Annotated in this window: 7 protein-coding genes and 1 tRNA gene; 3 read left to right on the top strand and 5 right to left on the bottom strand. The window is 66.6% G+C overall.

What is annotated here, in order from left to right:
- Together JOZ79_RS01065 and JOZ79_RS01060 are read left to right on the top strand one after the other, a co-directional pair.
- Positions 1-989, top strand: a 989-nt coding sequence (locus tag JOZ79_RS01065) for an MlaD family protein (RefSeq protein WP_294069387.1), incomplete at its 5' end; no start/stop codon positions are given.
- Positions 986-1,600 carry an ABC-type transport auxiliary lipoprotein family protein gene (locus JOZ79_RS01060; protein WP_294069385.1) on the top strand — a complete coding sequence of 205 codons (615 nt, stop codon included), beginning with the start codon at positions 986-988 and terminating at the stop codon, positions 1,598-1,600. The genes JOZ79_RS01065 and JOZ79_RS01060, both read left to right, overlap by 4 nt.
- Positions 1,601-1,609: 9 nt before the next feature.
- Here the strand turns inward: JOZ79_RS01060 and pepN are convergent, their stop codons facing one another.
- The 3 genes from pepN to JOZ79_RS01045 are packed head-to-tail and all read right to left on the bottom strand — an operon-like array spanning position 1,610 to position 6,181.
- Positions 1,610-4,243, bottom strand: a complete 2,634-nt coding sequence (gene pepN / locus JOZ79_RS01055) for an aminopeptidase N (protein ID WP_294069383.1) — start codon at positions 4,241-4,243, stop codon at positions 1,610-1,612.
- Positions 4,244-4,253: 10 nt separating this feature from the next.
- Positions 4,254-5,183, bottom strand: a complete 930-nt coding sequence (locus JOZ79_RS01050) for a DMT family transporter (RefSeq protein ID WP_294069381.1) — start codon at positions 5,181-5,183, stop codon at positions 4,254-4,256.
- Positions 5,180-6,181 carry a beta-eliminating lyase-related protein gene (locus JOZ79_RS01045; protein WP_294069379.1) on the bottom strand — a complete coding sequence of 334 codons (1,002 nt, stop codon included), beginning with the start codon at positions 6,179-6,181 and terminating at the stop codon, positions 5,180-5,182. The genes JOZ79_RS01050 and JOZ79_RS01045 overlap by 4 nt, the downstream gene beginning before the upstream one ends.
- Positions 6,182-6,390: 209 nt before the next feature.
- Here JOZ79_RS01045 and JOZ79_RS01040 point away from each other — a divergent pair.
- Positions 6,391-6,465, top strand: a tRNA-Thr gene (locus tag JOZ79_RS01040).
- Between the two features lie 95 nt (positions 6,466-6,560).
- Here the strand turns inward: JOZ79_RS01040 and JOZ79_RS01035 are convergent.
- Positions 6,561-6,689: a hypothetical protein gene (locus JOZ79_RS01035; protein WP_294069376.1), complete on the bottom strand. Its 129-nt coding sequence runs from the start codon at positions 6,687-6,689 to the stop codon at positions 6,561-6,563.
- A gap of 87 nt (positions 6,690-6,776) precedes the next feature.
- On the bottom strand, positions 6,777-8,089 hold a 1,313-nt coding region (locus tag JOZ79_RS01030; RefSeq protein ID WP_294069374.1), incomplete at its 5' end, for an aminopeptidase family protein P.

Here is an 8,089-nt window from a genome sequence, read left to right as displayed (position 1 = left end):
GCGGCGGTCACGGCAGAGGAGCACCAGACCGCCTGATGGAAACCCGGTCCAACTATGTGATGGTCGGATTCGTGACCATGGCGCTGGCGATCGGCGCACTGCTGTTCATCGTCTGGCTGGCGAAGCTCAATACCACCGAGAACAAGTGCTTCGACATCTATTTCCCGGCGGTCGGCGGCATCGCCAAGGGCTCGAACGTCAGCTTCTCGGGCGTGCCGGTCGGCCAGGTCGACAAGGTCTCGCTACTTCCGAACCGTCCCGAATTCGTCTGGGTGCGGATCAGCGTCAATCCCGAGACTCCGGTGCTTGAGGGCACGACCGCGCAGATCAAGAGCGTCAGCCTCGCGGGCGCCAACGAGATTTCCCTGAACGGCGCGGTCAAGGGCAACCATGCCATCGACCAGCTCGGTCCGCAGGGTTGCCCGGTCATACCCGCAAGCACCGGCGGCCTCGGCGCCCTGCTCAACAGCGCGCCGGAACTGCTCGAGCGGATCCAGCGGCTAACCGAGAAGCTGACCGAGCTTCTGAGTGACAAGAACCAGAACTCGATTGCCGACATCCTCGAGAATTTCGACCGCACCAGCAGGGTGCTTGCCGACCGGGCGCCGCAGCTTGCCGACGCCATCTCCGATGCGCGCGTCGCCGTCCGCAGTGCCGGCCAGGCGGCTCAAAGCGTTCAGGCACTGACCAACAATACCAACCGCCTGATCAGCGAGCAGGGCAGGCCCGCGGCAGAGGACCTGCGCAAGGCGATCGGGTCGGTCCAGCAGGCCGCTGACAATCTTAATGCCGTGATCGGCGACGCACGGCCGGGCATCCAGAACTTCAGCAAGTCTACGCTGCCCGAAGCCAACCAGCTGGTCCACGAGATGCGAGATCTCGCCGGATCGTTGAAGCAGGTGTCGGACCGAGTGAACCAGCAGGGCATCGGCGGCGCTCTCGGCCCCGAGAAGCTGCCCGACTACAATCCAGGAAAGAGGCGCAAATGAAGTCGCTGACGCGTTTGGCGGTTGCGATCGCCCTTGCGGCGCCAGTGGGCGGCTGCTCGCTCGGCGGCCTGCTCGGCGGCGGCGGGAAGGCACCCCCCGCGCTTCTGACGCTGACGCCCGACGCGCCCGATCCGGGAGCGATGAGCCGGACCGCCAGTCCGGGTCAGGCCGTGACCATCACCGCTCCGATCCTTCCAAAGGAGCTTCACACGGTCCGGGTGCCGGCCGCAATCAGCCCGACCGAGGTCCAGTATGTCACCAACTTGCAGATGATCGATACGCCGGATCATCTGTTCCAGGACCTGCTGTCCGAGACCATTCGGCGGACGACCAATCGCGTTGTTCTCGATACCGGGACGACCACGCTCGATCCGGGCCTCGTGGTCGGCGGTGAGCTTCGTCGGTTCGGCTATGATGCGCAGTCGGGTCAGGTCGTCGTTGAGTTCGACGCGGCGATCTCCACCCGCGAGGGCGCGCAGGTGCACACCCGCCGGTTCATTGCGCAGCAGCCGGCGGACGGCACCGCCCCGACGGTGGGGCCGGCGCTCAATCGTGCCGCCAACCAGGTCGCGGCCGAAGCCGCGCAGTGGATCGGCGCGACCTCGCTCTAGGGCAGGCGCTCAGGCGAGGCTCTTGCTCGCCTGCTCGAACACGTCCTTCGACAGACCCGGCGTCGCCGCGATCCGCTCCAGCTGCGCTCGCATCAACGCCGCGCGCCCGGGCTCGAAGCGACGCCAGCGGCCCAGCGGCGGCACCATCCGCGCCGCGATCTGCGGATTGAGCTTGTCGGCCGCGATGATCATGTCCGCGAGGAAGCGGTAGCCGCGGCCGTCGGCGCGATGAAACGCCCAGTGGTTCGCGCCGAACGTGCCCGCGAGCGAGCGGAGCCGGTTCGGATTGCCGATCGTGAAATCGGCGTGCTGCGACAGCCGGATCACCTCGTCGACCGTATCCGGGCGCTGCGCCGCCGCCTGCAGCGCAAACCACTTGTCGAGCACCAGCGGGTCGTCCTTGAAGCGGGCATAGAAGCCGTCGAGCGCTTCTTGCCGCTCCGGGGCGTCGAGGGAGACGAGCACACCGAGCGCGCCCTGCCGGTCGGTCATGTTATCGGCGCAATCAAATTGCGCCTTTGCCAGCCGCGCGGCTTCCGTTTCATCGGCTGCGGCAATCAGTCCGAGCGTAACGCTGCGCAGGCGGCGGACGCCCTTTCCGCGCGGCGACAGGTCGTCCCCGGACACGCCCCCGATCGCATGAGCAGCACGCAGGTCTTCCAGTAACGCGGACCCAATGGCCTCACGCAGCCCGTCGCGCGCATCGTGGATCGCCTCCGGGTCGACGACCTCCATTCGCTCGGCGATGAGCGTGTCGCTCGGCAGCAGGATGGCCTCGGCCTTGAACGCAGGGTCCAGCGCGTTGGAGCGAAGAGTCGCAGCGACGGCGCGAATCACCGGCTCGGCGTCCAGCTCGCCGCCGCGGGCGGCTGCCGTCAGGGCCGCCATCATCAGCTCCTGGATCGCCTCGTAACGGGCGAACGGGTCGGTATCGCTCTGCGCCAGCCGCTCGAGTTCGCCCGGACGGCGCGCGGCGTCGACGATGACGGGCGCCGAGAAATTGCGGTTGATCGAGAGCAGCGGTGGCTCTGACACATCCTCGAACGTCACCGACGCGCTCGGCTTTTCGAGGACGATCAGCCGCTCGGGGCCCAGCTCGGCCCCGCTCTGCTCGCCGATCAGCGCCGTTTTGAGGGGCAGCGGCATCGCCTGCTTGGTCGGCTGCCCGGGAGTCGGGTCTTCGGTCTGCTCGAGGTGAAGAGTCGCCCGCCGCGCCCCCGCGTCATGTTCCAGGCGCACGCGAAGCTTGGGCGTCCCCGCCTGGCTGTACCAGATCTTGAAGGGCGTCAGGTCGACCCCGCTCGCATCCTCCAGCGCCTTGACGAAATCGTCGCAGGTCGCCGCTTCGCCATCGTGGCGCGCGAAATAAAGGTCGGTGCCCTGGCGGAACTTGTCGGCCCCAAGCACCGTATGGAACATGCGGATCAACTCGGCGCCCTTGTTATAGACGGTCGCCGTGTAGAAGTTCGAAATCTCGATATAGCTGTCGGGACGGACAGCGTGAGCGAGCGGGCCCGCGTCCTCCGGGAACTGCGCGGCGCGAAGCACACGCACATCCTCGATCCGCTTGACCGCGGCGCTTCCCATGTCGGCCGAGAAGCCCTGGTCGCGGAAGACGGTGAAGCCTTCCTTCAGGCTCAGCTGGAACCAGTCGCGGCACGTGACCCGGTCACCGGACCAGTTGTGGAAATATTCGTGCGCGACGACCCGTGCGATATTGTCGAAGTCGGCGTCGGTCGCGGTTTCCTGGTCGGCAAGCACATAGGCCGAGTTGAAGATGTTGAGGCTCTTGTTCTCCATTGCGCCCATGTTGAAGTCCGACACGGCGACGATGTTGAACTGGTCGAGGTCGTATTCACGGCCATAGACCTCCTCGTCCCATTTCATCGCAGCCTTGAGGCTGGCCATGGCGTGAGCGGTCTTGGGGAGGTCGGCCTCGCGCACCCAGATGAAGAGATCGACCTTTCGGCCGCTCACGGTCGTGAAGCTGTCGCGGTTCGCCTGGAGGTCGCCGGCGACGAGGGCAAACAGGTAGCAGGGCTTCGGGAACGGGTCCTGCCACTCGGCCCAGTGGCGGCCGTCGGCCCCCTCGCCCGCACCGACGCGGTTGCCGTTGGAAAGGAGGACCGGGAACTGGCCGGCGTCGCCTTCCATGCGGACGCTGTATTTCGACAGCACGTCCGGCCGGTCGGGGAAGAAGGTGATTCGGCGGAAGCCCTCGGCCTCGCACTGGGTGCACAGCATCCCGTTCGACGCGTACAGGCCCATCAATCGGGTGTTGGCGGCGGGATTGATCTCGACGTCCGTCTCGACCGTCGCACGATTTCCAGTGATGTCGATAACGAGTTGCTCGCCGTCGATGCGATGCTCGGCCTCAGCGCCGTCAAGCTTGACCGAGACGAGCTTGAGGTCGTCACCGTCCAGCCGCAGCGGCCGGGCATGATCGCCGTTGCGCTCGACCGTCAGGGTCGCGCGGACCCGCGTTCGATCGGCATCGAGGTCAAACTCGAGCTGGATTTCGGGCACCAGCCAGTCCGGCGGACGATAATCTTCGCGGCGAATCGCGACATGGGTCGGGGACGGCGGCGCTTCGGGCGCGACCTGCGCGTCGGACAGCGGCGGGGTGCTTCGGACATCGGCCATGCGGACGGACTTAGGCGGCGTCGCTGGCCGCGACAACCGAGCGCGGGCGGCTGAGCGCTCCAGCCATTCCGCCGAGCGCGAGCAGGGCGCCGGCGATGGTCATCGACGTCCAGCGGTAATCCTCGAGCCAGGTCGAGAAGCCCATGGCGATGATCGGGACAATCGCGCTGGAGTAGGCCGCCTTGGCCGGACCGATCTTGCGAACCACCGGATAATAGAGGCTGAACGTCAGAACCGAGGCCACCAGAGCCAGATAAAGCACGCCGGCCCAGTAGCTCGGATGCGGGTCGAATCGGGGCGGCCCGGTGAGCGCAAGCGCAATGGCGCCGTTCAGCAGCGTTCCCGCAGCCATCGACCAGGCGAGCATGCCGAACAAGGGGTAGCGTCGCACGTCCGGCCGCGCCTGGTAGACGTTGGCGATCGACGCGCCGATCATGCCGCACAGGGTGAGGCCGATGCCCGTCACCACCGCGCCGGCAGAGCCGGAATGCTCGCGGATTTCGTGGAGGAACAAGAGGACGATGCCGGCGACGGCGACAAGCGAGCTCCACAGGAAACGACGCGTTGGGCGATGGCCGAGCCACACCCAGCCGAGAAGGGTCGACGGGATCAGCAGCAGCGCGAACACCGTTGCGACCACCCCGGATGTGATCTGCCGTTCGGCGAGGTAGACGGCCTCGAAGTTCACGCAGAACTGGCAGGCGCCGAGAACGGCAGCGATGACGAGGCCGCGGCGGTCGAGGCGCAGGCTGTGCCCCTTGATCAGCGCGAGCGCGGTCATCCCGGCAGTCGCGATCGCGAAACGATAGGTCACCGACCATTCCGCCGGAACGATCCCGAGCTGGCCGCGGATGACGATCCAGGTCGAGCCCCAGATTGCGGTGAAGATGACGAAAGGGATGGCGACCGTCCGAAGCTCGGACCTTGGCGCTCCGCTCACAGACGGGCGATCGCGGCGGCAAGCCGCTCGACCGCTTCGCCGCCCTGGTCCCAGCTGGTCACCAACCGGATTTCGCCGGGCGCCCAGTCGTAGAAGTCGAAGCCGGCAGAGCGCAGGGTCGCCGCCTCCTCGGAGCTGACCCGAAGGAAGACCTCATTGGCTTCAACCGGATAAACGAGCCGGCCAGGTGCTGCGCTGGCGAGGGTTTGCGCCGCCGCATTCGCGCCGCGGGCATTGTCGAGCCAGAGCCCATCCTCGAGCATCGCCAGGATCTGCGCGGCGCACATCCGCCCCTTGGACAGCAGGTGCCCTGCCCGCTTGCGGCGGATGGCGACTTCCTCGGCAAGCTCCGGCCGGAAGAGGATCAGCGCCTCGGCGTTGAGGCCGCCGTTCTTGACGAAGCCGAACGACAGCGCGTCGATGCCGGCGCGCCAGGTCACGTCGGCCGGGCTCTCGCCGGTGCTGACCAGAGCGTTGGCAAAGCGGGCGCCATCCATGTGGAAGGCGAGGCCGCGGCTTCTGGCCAGCTCGCCGAGCGCGCCGACTTCCTCGGAGCGATAGGCAAGGCCGTATTCGGTGGCGTTGGTGATCGAGAGCGCGGCTGGTTGAACCTGGTGGACGTCCTTGCGGACGCGGTCGCAGGCGTCGGCGACAGCCTCGGGGCTGACCTTCGCGCCTTCACCGTCGACCAGCATGAGCTTGGCGCCATTGGTAAAGAAGGCGGGGGCGCCGGCCTCATCATTCTCGATATGGGCGTCGCGGTGGCAGACGATGGCGCCGAACGGCGGGCAGAGGACCGCAAGAGCCAGGCAGTTCGCGGCAGTGCCGCTGGTCACCCAGAGCGCCGCGACCTGCGTCTCGAACAGGTCGGAGAAGGCCGCGTCGAGACGGCGGCTCCAGGAGTCGCCGTCATAGGCCGTGTCCATGCAGTTGGAGGCGGCGATGGCTTCGAGCACCCTGGGGTGAGCCGGGGCTGCGTTATCGGAGAAAAAGCGCATCAGCCGTCCTTGCCCGGCTTGTCGGCCTGGAGTTCGCGAGCCTGGGTCTTGCGGCGCTTCAAATTCTCACGGAGAGCGGCCGCCAGGCGTTCGTCCCGTTCCTTGTCCTTCGCGGTCATGGGACGGCCATGCCGAGGGAGCGGCGTCACCGCAAGTTGGGTTGACACATCAAGGCCGTGCCACGCATAGGCCCGCGACCCTCGAAAAGTGCTGCCGTAGCTCAGTGGTAGAGCGCATCCTTGGTAAGGCTGAGGTCGTGAGTTCAATCCTCACCGGCAGCACCATTTCGACGCACAGTCACGCCGGGGCGTGACTGTCATCATCGAAATCACTGGCTACGCGGCGACGCCAAACCCAAGCTGAACTCGACTTCGGGGCCCTAGGCGTCGCGGTCGCGCATCTTCTTTTCACCGAGGGCGGCATCGACGCTGCCGGCAAGAAGATCGCCGATCCAGATCATCCCGCCGAGCAGGACGATGGCAAGGACAAGCTGAAGCGCGGTGATCACGAGTCGTTCTCCAGTGAATCGCCATTAGCGCCAAAGTGTTATCCCCGCAATTAACAGAACCATTACATCCCGTTCCGGGACGGAAGGTTATCCCTCCGCCATGGGAGCGCAGGCGGCGCGGAGCCACGCGAGGTCGTCGCCGGAGAGCCGGGGGCCGATCCGAGCGAGGACATGGGCGTGATAGCAGTTGAGCCAGCCGAGCTCGTCCGCGCTCAGCATCCCGGCCTCGACCAGACGGCGGTCGATCGGAGCGAAGGTCAAAGTCTCGAAGCCGAGCATCGGCTTTTCCGCACCCTCGATCTGCCGCTCGACGACGAGCACGAGGTTCTCGATGCGGATGCCGTACTCGCCGGTCTTGTAGTAGCCGGGCTCGTTGGAGAGGATCATCCCGGCCGCGAGCGGCTCGTCGCCGCCCGCCTGCGAGCTCCCGACCGGCGAAATGCGCTGCGGCCCCTCGTGGACGGACAGAAAGCTGCCGACGCCGTGGCCTGTGCCATGGGCATAGTCCAGGCCCGCTTCCCACAGCGGCCGGCGGGCGAAGCTGTCGAGCTGAGTGCCGCGCGTGCCCCTAGGGAAGACGGCGGTCGCAAGCGCAATATGGCCCTTGAGCACGCGAGTGAAGCGGTCGCGCATCTCGTCCGTCGGCTCGCCGACGACGACCGTGCGGGTGATGTCCGTGGTGCCATCCACATATTGGCCGCCGCTGTCGACCAGATAGAGGTTGCCGCTTTCAAGCTTGCGGTTGGTCGCCTCGCTGGACTTGTAGTGGACGATGGCGCCGTTCGGACCGGCTCCGGAGATGGTGTCGAAGGAGAGGTCGCGGATCTCGGGATTCTCGCGGCGCAAGGACTCGAGCTTGTCCGATGCAGTGAGCTCGTCGACCTCGCCACCGGGCGCTTCGACCTCGACCCAGCGCAGGAAGCGGGCGATGGCCGCGCCGTCGCGCTCCTGAGCCGCTTTCTGACCGGCGATCTCGGCCGGGTTCTTGATCGCCTTGGGAAGGATGGTCGGATCGCGCAAAGTCACAATGGTCGCGTTCGCGCGCTCCAGCGCATCGAAGATTGCGGCTACGGCGCGCTCAGGATCGACGGCCACGGTGTGACCTTTGAGTTGGCCGAGCGCGCTTTCGAATTCCGAGCGCTCGTGAAGCCTGACGCCGTTACCAAGATGCTGCCGGACCTCGGGCCCGATCTTCTCCGAAGCGACGAAGAGATCGGCAGTGCCGTCCGCGTGGACCAGGGCATAGGCCAGCGCTACCGGCGTATGGCTGACGTCGGCGCCGCGGACGTTGAATGCCCACGCAATCGAATCGAGCGCGGAAAGGACGGCGGCGTCGGCTGGGACCTTGGCCAGCCAATCGCCGATCTCCGTCCGCTTTTCGGCCGAGGACTTGCCGGCAA

It is taken from the genome of Sphingomonas sp. (assembly GCF_019242355.1).
Lineage (GTDB): Bacteria > Pseudomonadota > Alphaproteobacteria > Sphingomonadales > Sphingomonadaceae > Sphingomicrobium.
The sequence above is the reverse complement of the archived record's forward strand: the minus strand, read 5'-3'. Positions and strand labels throughout refer to the sequence as shown.

Coding starts and splice junctions, on each gene's coding strand:
- pepN (WP_294069383.1), bottom strand. CDS start 4,243: ATGGCCGATGTCCGAAGCACCCCGCCGCTGTCCGACGCGCAGGTCGCG.
- JOZ79_RS01045 (WP_294069379.1), bottom strand. CDS start 6,181: ATGCGCTTTTTCTCCGATAACGCAGCCCCGGCTCACCCCAGGGTGCTC.
- JOZ79_RS01060 (WP_294069385.1), top strand. CDS start 986: ATGAAGTCGCTGACGCGTTTGGCGGTTGCGATCGCCCTTGCGGCGCCA.